This is a genomic window from Alteromonas sp. Mac1 (genome assembly GCF_001562125.1).
In the GTDB taxonomy this organism is placed as follows: domain Bacteria; phylum Pseudomonadota; class Gammaproteobacteria; order Enterobacterales; family Alteromonadaceae; genus Alteromonas; species Alteromonas stellipolaris.
Window position 1 is genome coordinate 1,779,086 of the sequence record NZ_CP013932.1, and the last position, 19,601, is coordinate 1,798,686.

Consider the following 19,601-nt stretch of genomic DNA (forward strand, 5'->3'; position numbering starts at 1 on the left):
GACTCGCAGATTGTAAAATATTTTGACATCAACATAGTCAAGCTCACTTACGACAGTTAGCTCATATTACTTATTTTAATAATAATATTTGCGTTTTAACTTCCGATATAAGAGCATCCCATTAGTAATGATTAAACCTTTTTACCGATAAGGTATTTAAGGCGGATTTAAAATCGGCAATCACTATTTTTTCATTCCCCACCTTCTCATAATAAACAAAGCAGGCCAATGGATAATCAAAGGAATATAAGCAAAAGTGCTGTCAGTGCCTTGAAATGGACGAGCGCACTACAAATAGCAACCCAAGCTTTCAATTTTACTGTAGGAATAGTACTCGCTAGACTTCTGACACCTGAAGATTTTGGACTTGTTGCAATGGTGCTCGTTTTTGTCGCCTTAGCTCAAGTGTTTAGTGATTTCGGGTTATCATCTGCAATTATTCAAAAAGAATCTGAGCCGTCAGATAAAGACTACAGCACAGCAATGAGCTTTAGTTTATTTCTTGGAGTAATTATCGCTCTAACTCTTTATGGTTTTTCTGATAACTTAGCGAGCTTTTATGGACAAGATAAAGTTACAAAAATAGCTCAGGTTTTATCCTTAGTTTTTGTACTAAACTCGTTAACTAGTGTTCCAAAGGCAAAACTTTCAAGGGAAATCAATCATAAATTAATCTCAATTGCAGAAATGATTTCATCAGTTTTAGCCATGGTATCTGCCATATTACTAGCAATCTTAGATTTTGGTTTTTGGAGCTTAGTTGCACAGCAATTAATTTTAGCATTTTTACGTCTAGTAATAATTTACAGGCAATCAAATTTGCCAATTAGGCTAGGGTTTTACCTATCCCATTTTAAGCCACTTTTCTCATTCTCTGTTTACGTTTTTTGCACACAGTGTTTGCGGCAAACGGCTGTACAAGCGGATAAATTAGTAGTAGGTAAGTTCCTTGATTCTGCCTCACTTGGGTTATACACCAGAGCTTACCAATTAATGCTTTTTCCTATTAATAATATATCACGTGTTTTAGCTAATGTGATGTTTCCAGTAATGAGTAAGATGCAAAATGATAGACAGAAAGTTGCTTCGGTTTATCTTAAGGTAGTTCGAAGCATATCATTTATAACATTCCCTTTAATGCTTGGTTTAATGGTAGTAGCTGAGGAATTTGTTGTATTAGTTTATGGAGAAGCATGGCGTGATATGGGGGTTTACTTAAGCTTTTTCTGCATTATCGGCCTAATCATGTCTATAGCAACTATAACTGGTTCTATCTATTTAGCGTTGGGCATGTCTAAGTTACAGTTTAAAATAAATATTATAAACCAACCTCTGCAAATAATAGGCTTTCTTATCGGAATTCAATATGGAATCCAAGGTCTATTCGTTGGATACTTCACTGCATACTTGTTGTCTGCAATTATTACATGGTGGAACGTATTTAAAATTTTGCAGATAACCTTTGCTAGGTTCTTACAATGTATCGCTTTTCCAATTGGTAGTAGTGCGGTAATGGTATTAACGTTATGCATTACTAAACTATATTTGGAAGCTTACCTTTCGAGTACCCAGTTACTTCTTACTCAGTGTGTTATTGGTGGGGTATATTACGGAGTATCCATTCTTTTGTTTCGGCCACAAGCCTATTTTGAATTAAAGGATACCTTTATGAAAAAGAAGAAGTAGTTACCTCTTCCTGATTTTGGAAATATATTTATTTCTAAATTTCCTCAATTTAAATTTTAAGAACTGATATAGACTTATATCATCAATATAAGAAACAAGTGACACTAAGCTTTCTCTATACAGTTCTAATTCGCTCGTACATAAGCTAGCTTTTTGATGTGTGTGGCCAGCAGATTCGGATAATTCGACCCAATCATTACTTAAGCTTGGGATATAGCTTTTAAGTTTTATATTGGACTGCAAAAATTCTTTTCTCAGATTGACTTTGAAATAGTGTAAGAAGTCATTTTTCTCACCTGGAATACCTTTAAAGCCTAACTTTTTAGAAAAACTCTGCCCACCCAGCTCGTACCAAAGTTCAGATCTAGTTTCGAACACTGCATCATTGACAACACATTGCTGAAAGCTTAAAGCTTCATTTACACTATTTTTCTTATCTGACTTTATGTTTTCTTCAATATCTAGACCTAACGTTTTCATAAAATCTAATGCAGAATTTTGAGCGTACAATTTTTCTCTATTAAATTCTTTAAATATAATATTGGATACTCCAAAAGCCGAAGACCACGCCTCTGCTTTTGCAAAATAATCCAGATACTTGTGATAATAGTCTTGCCAAAGCGGCGTTAATGGATTGGAAAAGGAGTAAAACATTCGCGCACTAGAATGGGGGTATCTAAAGCCTTGTTTATAGTGCGATATAAAATGCTCATCTTGGCGTCTGACATAACAAATAATTTTAATATCAGTAAAAATCTCATGCAAACGGGACTCCATGTTTTGAACTTGTTCAGGTGTTAGCCAACTTAATTCTTCACATGATGCAATTATATTTCCTGAAGTTTTTTCTAAAGCGCTATATAGCCCATCATCAACAGTAGCTAAAAAGTCATTACCTTTGCCAGTAAAATCAATCCATGTATTAATATTACCAACATTAGATATATCACCGTCTTTTCTAATGCGAAAAAAAGACCACCCTTGTACTTTGAGTTCATCTTCAATAGTAATCAAGTGCTTTTGAATTGCAGAAGTACCTGTTTTGTGTAACCCAATATGAAGAATTAATTTTCTCATTATTATGCCTAAAATTTACTTTGAAGTTGCGTACCAAATTTTTAACTTCTGGTACTTTCTTTTCCGAAGATAAGATGAATTACTTCTGATATTGAAACCCAGAAAATCATGAATAAAACTTTCGCAATAAGACCCCTTTGATACAAGGAATAATTTGCCGCTGTGAGGGTTTTATAGATCCGTTTCAGGAATAGCTTTGAAGAATTGACTAATATCTTCATTGCCTTAAATTTGCTGTTACTTTTATCCCAAGTACCGCCTATTACACGACGCCTCTTTCTAAGTAGTTCACTATTATTTCTTGCCGGGTGTAAAACTTTGGCAGTTTTGCAGTATTCAACTGTCAAACCACTTTCCACTATTTTTTTCGACATATCGTGATCACCGCCAGATTTTAGATCAGTTCTAAAGCCTGACTGTGCCAATATGATCTCTTTTCTAGAGCACCAATTAGCTGTAATACACAAGCCTTCACTTGCATATTTTTTTTGGTTCATCGAAAACATGGATTCAAATGCTAGTGCTTCTTTTTCAACGTTATCTTCAGGAGCTTTGAAAAACTCTATTTCGCCAGCAACGATTCCAATTTTTTCATTAGATAATAAGCAAGAAGTGATTTCTTCTAACCATCTAGAGTCTGGCATGCAATCAGAATCAGTAAAAGCTAGGATTTCTCCATTTGACTCATGTATAGCTTTATTTCTTGCAGCGTAAGAGCCTGGTTTAACCTCTCTAAGAAGTGTGATTCCTTTCACTTTTTCTAACACTTCATATGTATCGTCTAAAGAGCCATTGTCGACAACTAATATTTCATATAAATGACTATCGAGGGTTTGATTCTGTAGCGCTTCAATACACTTTAGAATTCTCTTACTATCGTTCCAAACTGGCACTATTACAGAAACTTGCAATTCTGAACTCATTATTAGATCCAAACTAAGCTCGTCTTAAAAGCTTATTTTTAAATTGATACAAAAAGAAGTTAAGTGTTGCTACTAAACCGGCCTTTTTAAGCGACAAGAGTAACCATTTGTGCTTCTTCGTTTTGTACTTTAACGAAAGTAAAATCTGATCCGCTACACGCTTTTTGTACCAGTAACTACCTAGAAACTCTTTATGCTTATTAGCCGACCCTAATCGCCTATCGATATCCTTTGGATTCATTTTACGAAGCTTTGTACCTATACCATCAAGATTCTGGTAACGATATAGAAAAATTGGATTCGGGATATTGCTAAATTTTACGTTCATTTGATATAAACGTACGAATATGTCCCAGTCTTGGCCGTTGTTTAAAGTTATATCAAAAGGGGTGTTAGCTAGTATCTCTCTTTTGCAGCTAAAACCACTCATTCCACAATACGTATTACCTTTTAATAAAGATGATTTAGAAACCTTACTATCTTCATTAACCCTAATCTCATTTTCGTTTCCTAAGTGCTTAAAGCCTGAAACAACAGCGTCAGCCCCCTCTTTGTACTCGTGTAAGTGCCAATCCAAATATTCAGGAAGCCAAACATCATCATCATCTAAAAAAGCTACTACTTCACCCACGGATTTCTCAACACCGAGGTTTCTGGCTACATTCGCTCCACCCGAAACTGATTGCTTTATATATTTAATGCGTTGATCGTTGAACTTATTCAACACCGAAGAATAATCCACGCTAGAATTATCATCGATAACAGTTATCTCTGAAACTTTAATTGTTTGACTTAAAACACTTTTAAGCGACAACTCTAAGAAGTCGGGCCGATTATAAGTGGTTATTACAACACTGAAATTCATGCCTATACTCCTTTAAGGGCTTGGTATAAGGATTTTGCAGGGCTATAGAAGAAACGAATATAATTTTCGTACAAAGTCCACTTTAAAGATTTATTGTGCTGCAAATCAGAGTTCGTGTACCCCATCTCTTTTGCAAGCTGAATTGTAGAAGCGGAAAACACATAGCCAAATGCGTCACTTTGTTTCGAAGATTTACTCTTTCTAACTTTTTCGCCACCTTCTAGTTTCGATTTAATGCCAATAGTGAAGCATATCTTAGCTATAACTGATTGGCGCTCTGTAACTAAATCTTCGTATCGAGTGAAGGTTTTACTAGCGCTTAATGAAGATTGATCGCGAAACCGCTCCCAGTTCATATAAGTAATAAGCCATTGGTTTTCCAAATGTTTTAAATTTACATTCCAACGCCTAAATTGTGAAAGGAATACATCTTTAGGGTTTCTAGCAATACACACATAATGGCAATTTACTTTGTCGACGTAACGCTTTTCAAACTCTAACATTAGTGCCAATGCATTCCACTGAAGTAGATGGTGCGGGGACTTTTCAATGAATACAGGGCCAAAATGTTTGATAAGTTCATACCAACCTCTGAACACTAAGTCTTCATCGTTTGTAAAAGTAATATCACGTGGCAAGTTGCTTGCTAAAAAGCTTTCTAATTCTTCTCTTGCTCGCTTCTTTTCATATGGAACGGCACTAGCTAGCATGCTCAATTGTGGTTTATCTAATAAAGATGCTGCTTTAGTCCAAAATAGTGTTTCTGACTCAAAATGTTTAGTAGTGGGGTAAGAAGTTATACCTAGTGCGTCATTTAAGCTTCTAAATAAAAAGCTAGAACCGGATGACTTTTCTGACAAAATATAAACAACATCAATTTTTTTAATACTTTCCATCAACCTTCACTCCTTACAACCGTGGAATAAGCATTCATAGTTTCAATAGCAATTGAGTTCCAATCGTACTTTGCTAAGAATGTTGCTTTATCGACAGATAAGTTAAGTGTTGGCAAATTAGTTATTTTACTTGCCAGAGAAGTGATATCACCAACAGAGAAGTAGCAGTCATCTTGCAGGTCTATATCTTTATTTGGCAATATATCAGAAAGTAAAACCCTACTCCCTGCGCTTATAGCTTCCAATGCAACGATAGGATGCCCTTCATGATAACTAGGCAATACAAACAGACCACAGTACTTATATAAACTAGAAAGTGCAGCGCCATTCCTTCGCCCAGCTATAATAATATTTTGATCGGCACTACTTTTAATTTTCTGAGAATATTCATCGCCATGATCAGCATCACCAACTATTACTAACTTAAGTGCAGTGTTACTTAATTTATAGGCTTCTATCAGGTCATGAATTCCTTTCTCGGGCACCAACCGTGCTACAGCCAAAATATAGTTTCCCGACACTAAGCCTAGATCATTTGGCAAATCGTCTGTAGTCACATTATCGGAAAAACCAACTAAGGTACCATTCGGAATAAATTGTATTTTTTCACTACTGTTAGGGAATTTAAGTTTTAGCTTATGTGTTAAAGAACGCCCTACAACAACAATTGAATTAGCAAACTTAATTCCCATTAATTCGCCAATTTTTAAAATTGTTTTTGCAAAACGATTCCACTTTTGTCTATCGTAGTCTGCGCCATGGTGAGTAACTACAACTTTCAAACCCAATAACCGAGCCAAAGGGGTGAATAGTGCGGGCCCGATAGCATGAATATGTAAAACATCTGGTCTAAGCACTATACCTGCATAGATTATCGCTACAAATGTGTGTAAAAAGGTTTCAAGAAACTTATTTTTAAATGTCCAAATGCCTTTGACTTTAACACCCTCATATTCATATTCAGGCTCGTGGAGATAAGGCGTACGCCCTAAAATAGTAATGTCATACCCTTGTTTCGCCATTCTGGGGTACAAGTTTTGACAATGGGATTCAATGCCCCCCATTATGTTGGGTATACCTCTTAATCCAACAACTACTATTTTCATTTGCTTGTATCCCTGTATTGCATTGGACCTATTTGGCTGATAATTTTTGCTGGCACACCCGCTATGGTTAAATTACTACCAAAACTCTTATTTACTACCGCATTCGCCCCTATACCAACATTGTTACCTATTTCAATATCGCCATAAGCTTTAACTCCGGGCCCTATGTAACAATCGTTGCCAATGCGAGGAGCTTTTGAACCGTCATTAATATCTGCACCAATGTTTACGCAAACATGTATTCGGCAATTACTACCAATAATTGCGTTAGAATTCACAACTATAGTCCCTGCATGAGCTATAGATAAACCCGGCCCAAATACATTCGGGGGAATTGAAAAGCCTAACTTTCTGCCACGTGATCGCAACTTTAGGCGCATAAATATAGTGTATATTTTAGCTAAAGGAGAATGTTTGCAGTTAATGAAATACTCTAACTTTCTTAAACTTTTTTGAAACGCCCAAATGTCGTGAGTAAGTTTGTTTCTTAGGTTTGGGGCAATATTTAAAGCTTTTAAATCTGCTTCTAAGAAGTTGTGGTAGTCTTGCTTACTGTTAATTTGCATTCAATATCACTCCCTGCTTTCTAGCTTCGTTAGTTCTTTTGCCGCTAGCCCCGAAAACAAGAGAACAAAAAATAGAAAAGAATATTAACCCTTCAATATTCCATAAGGGCATGGTAGCTAAATTCATGGTTAAAAAGCCTAAGAACGATAACACCAATATTTTAGCTAACTTCTTATCTTTCAAACCCATGGGCTGAAGGGTCATTAAGATGCAAACTAAAAGAAAACTCACTAAACCTAAAAAACCATACTCATACAAATAAGAAACGAAGGTATTGTGAGCGTACAAAGTAAAACGCTGTTTCCATGAATCTGGCCCAAACCCAAATATTTGATTTAATATGTCAGCATTAGCATATGCATCAATATATTGGCTCCATATATACACACGGGCAGACATAATATCTTGCTCTGCTTCACTGAAGTACCTTGGCGCTTTTACAATTAGGTCTAAATTACTAAGCATCACCCCTACGTCGGCAAATCTTTCTTGCATGGTGAAAGACAGCGCAAAAAACACCATAACGAACAACATAGTTACCACGGTAAGAATAGGCGCTTTTTGTGACGGTTTTAAGCGCTGCTCTACTAGTGTGAAGTAAAATACAGCTGCAATAGGTAATATGGTGAGTATCGCAGTTCGATAGTTTACCAACACCAACAAGAATACAGCCAAGGTAAACAAACTGGTTCTAAAACGAATTGTACCTCGCTCTATTAAGCCCACTACAAAAATGAAGCTAACAATAATCATAGAAAAGGCGGCTTCATGATTATAACCACCTATATAGCTAGTCGAACCATCCGACTCTGCCGCTTTGGCTTGCCCAAACAATATAGACAAAATTTGGAGCGACACAGGCATAGTAAATGCCACCAAAAGCTTCTTAAACGTTTCATTCTGCCCTTGGCTGCGAATAGACAAAAACAACGCACCCGCCAACACTAAGAAGTAACACCACTTAACTAATACATTTATAGTGCCGGGTATTTGCATGTTCACAAAGCCGCTAACGGCAATTGCGGTGAACAAAATATAAAAAGGAAATAATTTTTTCAGGGTAAAAACAGCGGTTGGAACTAGCAATAAGCCCAATCCGGCCACACCAATACTGCCTAAAGCATTAATTGAGAAGCCAGCCACCAAAGAAGGGTAAGTAATAGTGTGAAATGCAGATAGGAAGTATCGTAGCCATATTGCGCAAATGGCAAAGGCTAAATACTTATTGCAGTTACCGGTAATGGTTCTATAAACCATTATTAGGCTAACCACCCCTACCAGTAGTTTGATTGCTTCAAACATAATTAGTTAGTCATCTTTTTCTAGAATGGCACTTACGCGCTGGTAAAAAGCGGCGTAAGAAAACTGCTGCGCACATGCTTGGCTTTTCTCTACATATCGCGCTCTGTTAGCACTACCTTTAAATAGCACTAATGCATCGGCAACACCTTGGGCGTTATTTAACTCACACAGTATGCCATTCTTTTCTTCGCTGGCACCAGAAACTTGGTAAGGGTATTGTTCGGCAATTATTTCAGCCGGGCCCGACTCACAATTGGTCGCAATTACCGGCTTATCCAAACACATAGCTTCCACTATGGCATTAGGGAAGCCTTCAGCGTTACTTGTTGAAACAAAATATTCTGCTTTGGCCACATAAGGGTAAGGGTTCGGTTTAAAACCTAAGAAATGCACCCTATCTGCTATGCCCAGCGTTTTAGCTAGTGCTTTAAGCATGGCCTCTTCATCACCTACACCTAAAATAACCAAGTCTTCAACTATGTTGGCTTTCGCATAGGCATTTAATAATAACGAGAAGTTCTTGTTTTTAACTAACCGCCCTACTCCAATAATGTAAGGCGCTTTAGGAATGTCGGTTACTGGTTCGCTGGCAAGTTCGTGTAGCTGCGCAATATCGTAGGGGTTATATAACAAAGACACTTTAGGCTCTGGCACGGCATAATTTTCAATTAAATCGGCTTTTACCCCTTCAGATACTGCCACCACATTATTGGCCCGCTTATACAAAAGCTTCACTAAAAACCGGCTTATGCCATCTTTTAAGCCGCCTGATAAGTGGCTTGTAGTATTCACTCGCTCACTAATAATGGCGCGGTAACCTAACGATTTTGCTATAGCAATGTTTAAAAAATTGCTACGAGTTAAAAAGCTGAAACATATTTGCGGGTTTAAGGTTTTAAGCAATGGTTTTAGCTGTTGATAACCGGCTTTAAGGCTGCCATTACTAGTAAGCACCGTTTTAGTAACATATGGTGGGCACTGCTGGCTTTCTTCAAGGGTATCTAACAGTACAAGGTGAACAGGTACGTTTGCGCGGGAAAAGTAATCTTCCATAATTGCTAGCAACTTTGCCATTACCCTTTCAGCGCCGCCGCCTTCAAGGGAATTAATTATAAACACCACTGGGCGGTTACTTTTCAGCATGAAACGTCATTTTCCTTGTCATTAGACTAAATGCTAAAGGTAAGTTTAGCACAGCTCAATTTTAGTTTTGTAGTAAAATTACAACATTGCAGCTAACAGCACTTTTGCTCTATTGTGAATAACTGGTGCGAATATCTAATGCGAACACTAGCGGTTCGGGTTAAAGCCTATATTAATGTATACGGTTATTATAAATATTATTTACAACTTTATTATTCATGAAACATGCCAAGTATAAGTGCTAGCAATTATACCAACGATACTACGTTGAAAACACTTCCAACTTTTCTGTAAGTTTGACATTATCAATTTACTGCCACATTTTTAATATACTATGAAGTGGTTAACTTTTTTTTACAGTTCCTTTTTAGTGAATTCGTTTCACTAGGGTGCATTAAGGCTCAATTGGCATGGCAACTCGCAACGCGTGTAAAAATTACCGCCGAACCTGTATTTATGCCCTAACTGGGTTGTTTTTTGGTGCGGCATCGTATGTTGTTGCACAACAAAAAAATATATTCACCCCAGCGGTTTATAGCCGAGTTGAAGCGCTGTTTGGTAAAAATGCCTCTTCTGATGTAGCAAAGTGGCGACAATTGGTTGCCAACAGTCAGAACGAAGATATTGACGAAAAGCTCTATCAGGTAAACCGCTTTTTTAACCGCTTTGAATTTGTGGACGACCTGAAGCACTGGCGTCAACCTGATTACTGGGCCACGCCTATCGAATTTATTGCAACAGGTGCTGGCGATTGTGAAGATTATTCTATTGCTAAGTACTTTTCACTAATAGAACTTGGCATTCCTGAATCGCAACTTCGTCTTATGTACGTTACCGCGTTAGAATTGAACCAACCCCATATGGTGTTAGCCTATTATCCAAGCCCTACATCTATTCCTTTAGTGCTTGATAATATTAACCGCCGTATACTACCTGCTAATAAGCGACGTGATCTTGCACCCGTGTACAGTTTTAATGGTGAAGGTCTTTGGGCTGCAAAGTCTATGGGAACAGGCAGAAAATTAAGAGGCAGCGGCCCCATGAAAATGTGGGACGACATGATAGATCGTTTAAACAGCGTAATGCTCGGAGATACACAAGAACAATGAAATTATCTACCCAACTAAGCGTTAGCTTGCTCATTTTTTTATTGGCCGTGTTCGCAGGTTCTTTTTTTATTAACGTAAAAATGACTAAAGAATATGTGAATGAACAACTTGCCACCCACGCACAAGATACCGCCACCTCTTTAGGTTTAGCTATGGCGCCCTATCTGTCGCAAGAAAACGGCCAAGCAGTGGCTGAAACTATGGTAAATGCCATATTCGACAGAGGTTACTACCAAACAATTTCGTTAAAAGATGCCAATGGCGAAACGCTTATTATTAGGCAAAACCCGAATAAAATAGACACGGTACCGAATTGGTTTACAGAAGCGGTACATGTAACCCCTCCTGTAAAAGATACCGAGCTGAACGATGGCTGGACTATCGCAGGGCAGCTTTCTGTGCAAAGCCACCCAGGCCTTGCTAACGAAAAGCTTTGGGATAGCATCACGCAAAGTGCACTAATGTTTTTAATTGCTTTTGTAATTGCTTACTTAGTGCTGTTGGTTATTATTCGTCAAATTACTAAACCACTAGAAATAGTGACTGAAAAAATTGGCGATATTCAGAACCAAAAATTCTCAGAAATTGATTATCAACCTTTCACCAAAGAGTTTTCTTTTATTACGCTAGCCGTTAATAAGCTGTCTAGAGCAGTAGAAAGTATGTTTAAAGAACTTACTGCACGCGCCGAACAGTTTAAGGCCATTGCTTATGGCGACAGCCTAACAGGCCTTTCTAACAGAAATGCCTTCAATCGACACATGAACGCACTATTAAGTGGCACGGCGACGGTAGAAGAAGGTTATGTGGTATTAGTTAGGTTAACGCAGCTAGCACGGGTAAATAACCTGCTCGGCGGTGCCGAGGGTGATGAATATGTAAGTGCGGCTGCAAAAAAACTGAAACTGGCGGTAATGCAATTTCCAGATAAAGTGACGTTATTTAGAGTGTCGGGTTCTGATTTTGCCTTATTAATGGAAGCTGTATCGCAACAAGAATGCGAAAAAAGACTTAAAAGCCTTGCCGATGAAATTAACAAAATAGATTTTCTTAAAGATGGCGACAAAACTGCCTGGATTGGTGCCGCTAAGTATTCAAGTGAAAATAGCTTTTCCGAAGTGATGGAAAAAGCGGATAGCGCTCTGCTGGCGGCAACGAAGCTAGACAGAGGCTGGCAGTTTGCTTCAGAGCTTACGTACATACATAGCAATACTGAATGGCGCGAAAGGCTAAACAACATATTATTACAGCAGTATGCCGACATTTTAATTCAGCCAATTTTTAGTACCGAAAACAAAGCGCCTTGTTACTACGAAGGTTTCGCGCGCTTTAAAGATGTGTCAACCAACACCGATATTCCTATGTCGCAGCTAATACCTGCGTCAGAGCGGCTTCACTTAATACCCCAAGTAGATAGGCTTGTAACATCTTTAGTGGTTAGTAAATTAATGGCATCGCCACATACTGTGGCAGTGAATATTGCTACTGCATCAATTGCGAATGCCGACTTTTGCCAATGGCTAAGTAGTTACCTTATTGAAAACAAATCGTTATGCGATAGATTAGCCTTTGAAATTGAAGATTCAGCTATTATTTATTACCGTGAAGCAACCCTTAAATTCTGTGAAATGGTTAAACGTGCAGGTTGCACGATTACTATTGAACATTTTGGCGACAATCTTGCATCATTAAGTGGGTTAAGGGCTATTCAGCCCGACTTTGTAAAAATATCCGGCAAATTGACCAAGGATATTCATGAAGACAAAGACAATCAGCTATTTGTTAGCAGCCTAGTAAGTATTGCTAATGGGTTACAAATTAAGGTTATTGCAGAGCTGGTTGAAAGCGAACTTGAAAGTAATGCGCTTAATAAGCTGCAGGTTGTTTATCAGCAAGGCTATCACTTTGCCAAGCCTACAGCGTGGCGCTTGGGTAACTAACCTAAGCGACCACTTTAGGCAGCAAATAAAGCTAAGACAAGGGGCGTACATTTGGTATACAATACTTAATGTATGCAAACAGATTTTTTTGAAGTAGGAACTATTATGCGTAATAGAGTTATTTTTTCTTTAGTAATGAGTGTGCTTATTGCTATTTCGCCAGTGGCTATTGCGCAAGAAAGTGCAGGTAGCGTTCCAGGTTTGCAAATTAGAAACCAGTTATTAACCGTTATTGATAATGGTACTCCTGCTGAAGAAGCGTCGGTTACCGTTAGTAACGATGTGCTTGCGAATGGCAGTGTTGCTATTCCGGCTGAAAGCTTGCCTTTTTTACAGACTAACCAAGCTACGTTTGAAAGCATGGTAGGTTTATTGGTAGATAACGCAACTGGGTTTGAATTAGCCATTGCTGGTTTTGGTGCATTACCAGAACAGTCATCAGAAGTGGTTACCATTGCGATGATTATGTTTCCAGAAGATGCCAACGAAATTTATAACGTTGCATTGCAAACGGGCGTAATTAGTGCCGAAGACGCATTGTTAGCCGCAATTAATGCAGGCATCGATACCTCTACCCTTACTGCTACTGCGGCGGGTGCTGCTGGCAACGACGTATCACCACTAGGTGTGGGCACGGGTGCTGCTGGTGCGGGCGGTGGCGATACTACTGTTTCAGCGAACTAAATTATATTGTAATTAAACTCTGTGTTAGCGATCGTTAGTGGTAGTAATAAATGGCGATATTAAATGCTGAGTGTTAATAATAGAAAAACCGAAAAGCTTCTTTTCGGTTTTCTTTTATTTACCCTTTTTTGGCTGCCTATCCCTTTAGGGGCCAATCGACCATGGGCTTGGGCCCTTATGCAAATTTCTATTTTTTGTATAAGCGCATCATTAATGGCCTTTCACTTTCGCACCGTTACTGTTGTAGTTCGCCAATATCGTGTTTTCGTTCTGCTATGGGTTTTGTTTCTTGCTTGGCAGCTACTTAACTTAATTCCCCTACCCACTTCACTTGTTTCCAGCCTACGCCCAGAAAAGCTATTACCCGAATACGCAAATGTACCAACTGGTGCTAGTTGGCTGCCTCTTAGTTTCGATGTAGGTCAAAGCCAAATTGTTTTTTTGAAATCGCTTTGCTATTGCTTGTTGTTTTTCTGTGTATTGGCATTGGTACGCTCTACATCTCGGCTGAAATTTGTATTAATAACAATTAGTGCAAGCGGTATATTTCAGGCTATTTATGGGTCGCTTGAGGTGTTATCGGGTATTGAGTACAGCCTAGTGTTCAAACAATCTGTTACCCACATTGCTACCGGCAGTTTTATTTATAAAAACCATTTTGCTAACTACTTATTGCTTTCTTTAAGCGCGGCACTAGGCTATTTAATAGCAAGTTTAGGCGAAGACGATGGCTTGTCGAAAAGAGAAAGATTGCGGCGGTGGCTAAAGTTTTGGCTAGGTAATAAAGTGCTGTTTCGTATTGGTATTATTATCATGGTTATTGCATTAGTAATGTCGCGTTCAAGAATGGGGAATACGGCATTTTTTGTTAGCATGACTATAACCGCAGCCCTAGGTTTGTGGTATTTCAAGCCTAGACAAAAAAGCTATGTCGCCTTGTTTATAAGCATGCTAGTTATCGACATTATGATTGTAAGTAGTGTATTTGGTTTAAACGAAGTGAAGCAACGCCTTGAACAAACCGATTTAACCAATGAAAGCCGAGACGAAGTAGTTACCGACGTACTGCCCTTGTTATCGGAATACCCGCTAATTGGTACAGGTGGGGGAACCTTCTATACAGTTTACCCTCAACTTCAAAGTGAGAGTATTCAACACTTTTACGATCATGCTCATAATGAATATTTGCAGTTTAGTATTGAGTTTGGCGTTATTGGCGCACTACTTATGGGCGTATTTGTACTGTTTTGCGGCATAAATGCATTCAAAGCTTTTCAGCAGCGCCACCACCCTCTGCCACGCGGTGCGGCATTTGCGTGTTTTATGGCAATTATTGGTATGGCAATGCACAGTAGCGTAGACTTTCCCTTACAGGCTCCGGCTAACAGTGCGATATTTATTACGTTGCTGGCATTAGGGGCAATGAGTAATCGTATTCGGGTTCGCAAATCAACAACGCGCAAATGAACCTCATGTAATTAGGTGCTACAAAGCCCCTAATTAAGGTTTATGTATGCATTCACTTATGAAGAACATTATGGATAGTGCAACGTGGTTTTAAAAGTTAATCACCCCATTCAGGAAGAACCCAACGTTAAGCATATGCTAGAAAGGATGCCCAAGCATGTGGCCAACTCTTTTAGTGAAGAACAGCTTACCCATATTAATACCGCATTAGCAGGCAGGCGTTGGGGTAAACATAAATTAGATTTAAGGGGCACCCTGGGTATTGGCCACAGCCGTTTTTATTTTGTGCTTTTAGGTGGCAAAGATAAACGAGACCCTTCCCGCATAGAAAGCAAAATTGGCCAACTTACTTTGGCGTTTGGTTTCACCCTATTTATTTTATTTTCACTGCTTGTAGGTATGGTTTTGCTGTACATACTGAAATCGTGGCTGGGCATTAATTTGTTCGAAAACTTTTCGCTAGGATTGTGGGATTGGCTTAAAGCTACGTTTTAAGCAAAGGCATTATAAAAATAGTTTAAACATCGCTATGCAAAGCTAATGAAAATGCGAGTAACAGCATGCTTCTAACGGTAAGAGATTAACGTAAATACTGCTAGTTGTACGTGATGCAGTTGGGAATGCGTTTTCTTACTGGGTAAGAAGCCAAGCGCATCCATCTGCATGCGGGCTCTTCTGCGTTGTATTTAACTATACTTTGAACAATTGCTTCTCTGCTATGGGGGTTTGCCAACCCTAATTTCATATGATGTTTTAATGGTTGAATAACGTTAATGTACTCAGGCGATCGTGCCGAAAAATTGGCTAAGCCATACTCCACTATAAATTTGTGTACTACGGCGTCTTGTGGGCCTGTCTGAGCCGCTTTATTCATATATTGATAGAAAGTATCGTCTACTTCATTAAGCTTCCATTTAACCGACGCTAAGCCTATCCAACTAGCTGGCCAAAGTGGCCGTAGCGATAAACTCTGCTGGTAATTGGAAAAGGCCAGTTTCAAACTATTCGTTTTGTTACTGTCAGAAGCGCTTTGAGCCGCGCTTTGAGAAACAAAGGCTTGCCACTCATAAAGCTGCCCGCGCATTTGATAATACAATGCGTTATTTGGAAACATGGAAATGGCAGAATCTATTTTGGTGATAGCATCACTTACTTTGCTTTGTGTAACCAGTTCAGGTTTACTTTGCCATGCTTCTAACTGGTTGTTTACACGATAGTAATAGTTACCCGATACAAAAAACTGAGCACTCCATATTACCCCCCAGGCGGCGGTAATAAAAAACACGGTACGCACAACACGTTTTATCAATAATTGATTGTTGTTGTATACGTTAGATAAGGTCACTACTTGCCCCTACTATCTTACCCGGTGTAGTGACGAAAACTTGCTGGGCGTAGGCCGCGTCTAACGCCGATACCACTGCAAATGCTTCGCCCATATCGTTAGGTCTGCGAACAGTATCGTGGGTATCAGAAGCCACTACATGAAAACTTTTATTGGCAAGTAGCGTTAGCGCAAAGTTCTGCACTGGCTCACCGAATCGGCCTGTAAGTGCGCCAGCCGTTACTTGAAACCAGCACCCTATGCGCCGCAACCAGTCAAACTTATGTTGCTCGCGTAGCAATTCTCGATTTCGTTCTGGGTGTGCAATAAGCGGCTGTACGTTGTTTTTCAATAACCACTTAATTAGCGGTTCTAGCCCAGATGGTATATGACTATGAGGCATTTCAAGCAGCATCACCTTTTTACCATCAATATCACCTAAAAACGGAACGGCGTTTTGCTTTATCCAAATAGGAATGTGTTCTGACACGCGAAGCTCTGCCGCGTAAGACAATTTAAGAGGAATATGTTGGCGTTGAAGTTCAAGCACCAGTTCATTGTACGCGTTTTCAATAATAGCAGGGGTATTATCGAAAAACCCAGGGTGAATATGGGGGGTACAAACTAAGTGCGTAACACCGCACTCAAGCGTTTGTTTGGCCATGTCAATCGACATGGCCATGGTTCTGGCACCATCATCAATACCAGGTAATATATGACTGTGAAGGTCTATCAATTAATTTTTAGCTGTCCTTATGACTAGTATAATCATACTGATCATAAAACCCGCCGTACCTCTGTGCTACATCAGACTTTCGTAAGTCTACTTGATTTAGCACTACCCCATCAAGACGATGTCCAACTTGTAAGAAACGAGACAACCCAGTATTGATCACTTTCTCGCTAGTACTGTCGGCGCGAACCACGTAAATAATTGAGTCGCACGAGTTAGCAATAACCATTGAATCACTTACTGCTTGGGTAGGCGCAGTATCAACTACCACATATTTATATTGGGTCTTTAATACTTTAATAAGTTCATCGAAGCCTTTGTCGGCTAACAACTCTTGCGGGTTAGAAGGTATGGTACCGGCAGAAAGAATATCAATATTTGCTTGTTCATCACGAACCAAACATTCATCAAAACTGTGGGTTTTAAGAATAAGGTTAGCTACACCAGGCTGATAATTTGGAATATTAAACTGCTTACCAATACTTGGGCGGCGTAAATCAGCATCTATCAATATGGTCTTATCTAATTGCCCTAACGCGAACGCAAGGTTAATAGATACGGTAGTTTTACCTTCTTTAGGCACGCTAGAGGTAACCATAATAGCTTGGTTGTCTTTATCTAAATTCAATAACGACAAACTAGTACGTAAGGTTCTAACCGACTCGGCAAACTGATGTTTTTTACCGTCAAAATAAGTACGAATAGGTAAATTGGTTTTCTTCTTATGGGCCAGCCATGGAATTAATCCCAACATACGCTGGCCTAACTTACGCTCTACATCTTCTACCGAGCGGATACCGCTATTAAGCGTTTCCATGGTAATGGCTAAAAACACGCCAAAACCAATACTGAATACGAAAGCTGCACCAATCAGCAATTTTTTGTTTGGTTCAGAAGGCTGTGATGGCACCACGGCGCTATCTAAAACTCTGGCGTTAGCCGATTCAAAGCCGCCCAACTCATCCGTTTCTTTCAATCGAGTAAAGAATGAATTATACAGTTGCTGGTTAATATCAACATCGCGCTGAAGCGCTTTGCGCTCATTATCTAACGCAGATAAGCCACGGAATTCTGCTTTCGCTATTTCTACCTCTTGTTGTAACTGCGCTACGCGCTGCTCTGAAACTTGGTATTGGGTAGTAATACTGGAAATAAGGTCGCGAGTTTGCGTATTTAAAGTTTCACGAATTGATGAAAGCTCGGCATTTGCCGCAATCATTTTCGGGTGTTTAGGGCCGTACACTTTGCTAAGTTCAGACACGCGAGTCATGGCTTTAGCTTCGTCGCGGCGCACCCCTTGAATGGTAGGATGATTCAGTACTTCTGGCAATCTTGCAATATCATCAAGGGTAACGTTATTGCGTGTTTGTCTGTATATAACCGCATTTAATTTTAGTGCAGTTTGTGCATCAAGCAGTTGTGAACTCAAACGCTCTAGTTCGTCAGCAGCAAGGCCTACTACACCGTCGATGTTTACCACTTGGTTGCGTTCATAAAACTGCGACAAATTCTTTTCAGCAATATCGAGTTTATCTTTCAAACCTTCTAAGCTTTCAGTAAGAAACGACGTTGCTTTAGCAGTCATATCAAGCTTTGCTTGAAGGTAGTTTTCAATGTAAACATCGGCAATAGTATCGGCAATTTCCGCCGACAACGAAGCAGATTCAGTGGTTACTGAAATCTTCATTACCTGCGTGTTGTCTACCATACTAACTTCTACGGCGCGCATTAACCTGAACACGGCCGAACGTTTTTTTGCCGCGATAATTTGTGCTTCGGTACGCTCAACCACTTCTTCTTGAGGAAGAAATGGCAGCATATCTTTAGCGCTATCTAAAAGCGAATCTACAATACCAGGGCCTTCTTCAGGCGGCATGAATTTATCGTTTAAGTGTAAGTTCATGCCCTCTACGGTACGCTCTGCTATTTGGCGCGAGCGTAGTATTTCGTATTGGGTTTGCATGTAATCTTTACGCTTAGTATCTAAGCCATACACTTCTTCAATTGACACCACATTTGCATTTTCTGAATCTACCAATATGGTGGTAGACGACGTGTAAAGTGGCGTCATACGCATTACCAGCAAAGCCACTAAAATGGTAAACGCAATAGCTAATGAAACAATACGGAAAGCGTAGCGTTTCAGAATTCCAAGGTAGTGTGCAATATCGATAGTTTCGCTATCTAGCACACCATGATTCACATCATCCCTATTAATTACTGCCATGTTGTTTTTATATCCTGAAATTCTGTTAATTAGAAAAAGCGTTGATTTACGGTAATGATGTCACCGGGCTGAATCATGTCGCTTACCGTAACGGTAAAGCTGCGTGATGTGCCATCTTTTTCTCGAACTATAGTTATTTTGTCTCTTGCTGCTCGTTCGGTATAACCGCCAGCTAACGCAGCGGCTTTGTTTACCGACAAACCAGGCTGGTAAGGGTAACCACCTGGGCGTTTAACTTCACCGTCTATAAAGAAGGGGCGGTAGTCTATAATAGTCACCGATACCGACGGGTTTACTAAGTAATCCCCTTTTAAGCCTTCATAAATAAGCTGTTCTACTTCGCCTAAGGTTAACCCTACTAATTTTACTTCACCCATAAACGGGTAGTTAATAGTGCCAACATCGGGCAAACGCACTTCCATCGACAAATCGTCTTGGCCAAATACGTTAATACTTACTCTGTCACCTGAGCCCAATTGATAGCGGCTCATACTCAAATTACCTTCTTGTGCTATAGCATTGAACGACATCACTACAACAAAAAGGAATGCG

18 protein-coding genes are annotated in these 19,601 nt (G+C 39.4%); 6 read left to right on the forward strand and 12 right to left on the reverse strand.

Translation table 11 applies throughout. The features are described from left to right. Positions 1-228: 228 nt before the first annotated feature. Positions 229-1,686 carry a lipopolysaccharide biosynthesis protein gene (locus AV939_RS07485; protein WP_061997456.1) on the forward strand — a complete coding sequence of 486 codons (1,458 nt, stop codon included), beginning with the start codon at positions 229-231 and terminating at the stop codon, positions 1,684-1,686. Here the strand turns inward: AV939_RS07485 and AV939_RS07490 are convergent, their stop codons facing one another. Genes AV939_RS07490 through AV939_RS07525 form a run of 8 tightly spaced genes read right to left on the reverse strand, consistent with a single transcriptional unit; the run spans position 1,687 to position 9,565 of the window. Next, positions 1,687-2,763 (reverse strand): hypothetical protein, encoded by a 1,077-nt coding sequence (locus AV939_RS07490; RefSeq protein WP_061997457.1) that lies wholly within the window; start codon positions 2,761-2,763, stop codon positions 1,687-1,689. Between the two features lie 41 nt (positions 2,764-2,804). Next, entirely contained in the window at positions 2,805-3,686 is an 882-nt protein-coding gene (locus tag AV939_RS07495; RefSeq protein ID WP_061997458.1) for a glycosyltransferase, read from the reverse strand. Positions 3,687-3,699: 13 nt separating this feature from the next. Continuing rightward, positions 3,700-4,551 (reverse strand): glycosyltransferase family 2 protein, encoded by an 852-nt coding sequence (locus AV939_RS07500; RefSeq protein WP_061997459.1) that lies wholly within the window; start codon positions 4,549-4,551, stop codon positions 3,700-3,702. A 2-nt stretch (positions 4,552-4,553) separates the two neighbouring features. Continuing rightward, positions 4,554-5,447 carry a sulfotransferase gene (locus AV939_RS07505; protein ID WP_061997460.1) on the reverse strand — a complete coding sequence of 298 codons (894 nt, stop codon included), beginning with the start codon at positions 5,445-5,447 and terminating at the stop codon, positions 4,554-4,556. Continuing rightward, positions 5,447-6,553 carry a glycosyltransferase family 4 protein gene (locus tag AV939_RS07510; RefSeq protein WP_061997461.1) on the reverse strand — a complete coding sequence of 369 codons (1,107 nt, stop codon included), beginning with the start codon at positions 6,551-6,553 and terminating at the stop codon, positions 5,447-5,449. The genes AV939_RS07505 and AV939_RS07510 overlap by 1 nt, the downstream gene beginning before the upstream one ends. After that, positions 6,550-7,119: a serine O-acetyltransferase gene (locus AV939_RS07515; protein WP_061997462.1), complete on the reverse strand. Its 570-nt coding sequence runs from the start codon at positions 7,117-7,119 to the stop codon at positions 6,550-6,552. Before AV939_RS07515 ends, AV939_RS07510 begins: the two co-directional genes overlap by 4 nt. Next, positions 7,109-8,422 carry an O-antigen ligase family protein gene (locus tag AV939_RS07520; protein ID WP_061997463.1) on the reverse strand — a complete coding sequence of 438 codons (1,314 nt, stop codon included), beginning with the start codon at positions 8,420-8,422 and terminating at the stop codon, positions 7,109-7,111. The genes AV939_RS07515 and AV939_RS07520 overlap by 11 nt, the downstream gene beginning before the upstream one ends. 6 nt (positions 8,423-8,428) lie before the next feature. Beyond that, positions 8,429-9,565: a glycosyltransferase gene (locus AV939_RS07525; RefSeq protein ID WP_061997464.1), complete on the reverse strand. Its 1,137-nt coding sequence runs from the start codon at positions 9,563-9,565 to the stop codon at positions 8,429-8,431. Between the two features lie 410 nt (positions 9,566-9,975). On the opposite strand from AV939_RS07525, the gene AV939_RS07530 reads away from it, so the two are divergent. The 5 genes from AV939_RS07530 (at position 9,976) to AV939_RS07550 (ending at position 15,260) form a co-directional block, all read left to right on the forward strand. Beyond that, positions 9,976-10,674, forward strand: a complete 699-nt coding sequence (locus tag AV939_RS07530) for a transglutaminase-like cysteine peptidase (RefSeq protein ID WP_061997465.1) — start codon at positions 9,976-9,978, stop codon at positions 10,672-10,674. Then, positions 10,671-12,614 (forward strand): bifunctional diguanylate cyclase/phosphodiesterase, encoded by a 1,944-nt coding sequence (locus tag AV939_RS07535; protein WP_057792541.1) that lies wholly within the window; start codon positions 10,671-10,673, stop codon positions 12,612-12,614. Before AV939_RS07530 ends, AV939_RS07535 begins: the two co-directional genes overlap by 4 nt. Positions 12,615-12,719: 105 nt before the next feature. Next, positions 12,720-13,298 carry a hypothetical protein gene (locus tag AV939_RS07540; RefSeq protein ID WP_057796216.1) on the forward strand — a complete coding sequence of 193 codons (579 nt, stop codon included), beginning with the start codon at positions 12,720-12,722 and terminating at the stop codon, positions 13,296-13,298. A gap of 177 nt (positions 13,299-13,475) precedes the next feature. Continuing rightward, positions 13,476-14,765: an O-antigen ligase family protein gene (locus AV939_RS07545; RefSeq protein WP_231751178.1), complete on the forward strand. Its 1,290-nt coding sequence runs from the start codon at positions 13,476-13,478 to the stop codon at positions 14,763-14,765. An 84-nt stretch (positions 14,766-14,849) separates the two neighbouring features. Then, positions 14,850-15,260, forward strand: coding sequence for a hypothetical protein (locus AV939_RS07550; RefSeq protein ID WP_057792545.1), 411 nt, complete (start codon positions 14,850-14,852; stop codon positions 15,258-15,260). Positions 15,261-15,360: 100 nt separating this feature from the next. On the opposite strand, the gene AV939_RS07555 is transcribed toward AV939_RS07550, so the two are convergent. Genes AV939_RS07555 through AV939_RS07570 form a run of 4 tightly spaced genes read right to left on the reverse strand, consistent with a single transcriptional unit; the run spans position 15,361 to position 19,579 of the window. Then, positions 15,361-16,110 carry a VpsP family polysaccharide biosynthesis protein gene (locus AV939_RS07555; protein WP_057792547.1) on the reverse strand — a complete coding sequence of 250 codons (750 nt, stop codon included), beginning with the start codon at positions 16,108-16,110 and terminating at the stop codon, positions 15,361-15,363. Next, positions 16,097-16,825, reverse strand: coding sequence for a tyrosine-protein phosphatase (locus tag AV939_RS07560; protein WP_057792549.1), 729 nt, complete (start codon positions 16,823-16,825; stop codon positions 16,097-16,099). The genes AV939_RS07555 and AV939_RS07560 overlap by 14 nt, the downstream gene beginning before the upstream one ends. A 7-nt stretch (positions 16,826-16,832) precedes the next feature. Next, complete coding sequence (locus AV939_RS07565) at positions 16,833-19,049, reverse strand: GumC family protein (RefSeq protein WP_057792551.1); 2,217 nt, start codon at positions 19,047-19,049, stop codon at positions 16,833-16,835. 29 nt (positions 19,050-19,078) lie between these two features. Next, positions 19,079-19,579 carry a polysaccharide biosynthesis/export family protein gene (locus AV939_RS07570; protein ID WP_057796218.1) on the reverse strand — a complete coding sequence of 167 codons (501 nt, stop codon included), beginning with the start codon at positions 19,577-19,579 and terminating at the stop codon, positions 19,079-19,081. Positions 19,580-19,601: the final 22 nt, after the last annotated feature.

Excerpts from the sequence above, each read along its gene's own strand:
- AV939_RS07485 (WP_061997456.1), top strand. The coding sequence starts at position 229 with ATGGATAATCAAAGGAATATAAGCAAAAGTGCTGTCAGTGCCTTGAAA.
- AV939_RS07490 (WP_061997457.1), bottom strand. The coding sequence starts at position 2,763 with ATGAGAAAATTAATTCTTCATATTGGGTTACACAAAACAGGTACTTCT.
- AV939_RS07495 (WP_061997458.1), bottom strand. The coding sequence starts at position 3,686 with ATGAGTTCAGAATTGCAAGTTTCTGTAATAGTGCCAGTTTGGAACGAT.
- AV939_RS07500 (WP_061997459.1), bottom strand. The coding sequence starts at position 4,551 with ATGAATTTCAGTGTTGTAATAACCACTTATAATCGGCCCGACTTCTTA.
- AV939_RS07505 (WP_061997460.1), bottom strand. The coding sequence starts at position 5,447 with ATGGAAAGTATTAAAAAAATTGATGTTGTTTATATTTTGTCAGAAAAG.
- AV939_RS07510 (WP_061997461.1), bottom strand. The coding sequence starts at position 6,553 with ATGAAAATAGTAGTTGTTGGATTAAGAGGTATACCCAACATAATGGGG.
- AV939_RS07515 (WP_061997462.1), bottom strand. The coding sequence starts at position 7,119 with ATGCAAATTAACAGTAAGCAAGACTACCACAACTTCTTAGAAGCAGAT.
- AV939_RS07520 (WP_061997463.1), bottom strand. The coding sequence starts at position 8,422 with ATGTTTGAAGCAATCAAACTACTGGTAGGGGTGGTTAGCCTAATAATG.
- AV939_RS07525 (WP_061997464.1), bottom strand. The coding sequence starts at position 9,565 with ATGCTGAAAAGTAACCGCCCAGTGGTGTTTATAATTAATTCCCTTGAA.
- AV939_RS07530 (WP_061997465.1), top strand. The coding sequence starts at position 9,976 with ATGGCAACTCGCAACGCGTGTAAAAATTACCGCCGAACCTGTATTTAT.
- AV939_RS07535 (WP_057792541.1), top strand. The coding sequence starts at position 10,671 with ATGAAATTATCTACCCAACTAAGCGTTAGCTTGCTCATTTTTTTATTG.
- AV939_RS07540 (WP_057796216.1), top strand. The coding sequence starts at position 12,720 with ATGCGTAATAGAGTTATTTTTTCTTTAGTAATGAGTGTGCTTATTGCT.
- AV939_RS07545 (WP_231751178.1), top strand. The coding sequence starts at position 13,476 with ATGCAAATTTCTATTTTTTGTATAAGCGCATCATTAATGGCCTTTCAC.
- AV939_RS07565 (WP_057792551.1), bottom strand. The coding sequence starts at position 19,049 with ATGGCAGTAATTAATAGGGATGATGTGAATCATGGTGTGCTAGATAGC.
- AV939_RS07570 (WP_057796218.1), bottom strand. The coding sequence starts at position 19,579 with ATGTCGTTCAATGCTATAGCACAAGAAGGTAATTTGAGTATGAGCCGC.